1 protein-coding gene is annotated in these 559 nt (G+C 30.8%); it reads left to right on the forward strand.

What is annotated here, in order from left to right; genetic code table 11:
* Positions 1-108: 108 nt before the first annotated feature.
* A partial coding sequence (locus tag E1176_RS00265; RefSeq protein WP_155208595.1) for an Lrp/AsnC ligand binding domain-containing protein occupies positions 109-559 on the forward strand: 451 nt, incomplete at its 3' end.

Consider the following 559-nt stretch of genomic DNA (forward strand, 5'->3'; position numbering starts at 1 on the left):
AATAAAGCCCTCATTTATGAAAATTTAATACTTATTTAGCTTAATTATTACAATATTTTTAATTTTACATTCAGTTTAATATAAATCATTAAAAATCAGGCTTTGAATATGAAGACAAATTATGAAATTGATAATGTAGACCTTAAAATATTGGACCTACTACTCAAAAACGCCAAAAAGCCTTATACAGAAATAGCCAAACAGGTATTTGTATCTGGAGGAACCGTACACGTGAGGATGAGAAAAATGGAAGAAGCCGGAATTGTACAGGGAACTACATTGAATATCGAGTACACGAAGCTTGGTTATGATATTACGGCCTTCATTGGTATTTTCCTCTCTAAAAGTGAGTTATATGATGATGTAATTAAACAGCTAAAAGAAATCCCTGAAATTACCAGCGTACATTATACAACCGGTAACTATAGCATGTTTGCTAAAATTCATTGCAAAGACACTTTACACCTTAAAAACGTACTGCATGATAAAATCCAAAAAGTAAGTGGTATTACAAGAACTGATACGATGATTTCATTAGAAGAAAGTATTAATCGAAATC

It is taken from the genome of Fulvivirga aurantia, assembly GCF_009711475.1.
Taxonomy (GTDB): domain Bacteria; phylum Bacteroidota; class Bacteroidia; order Cytophagales; family Cyclobacteriaceae; genus Fulvivirga; species Fulvivirga aurantia.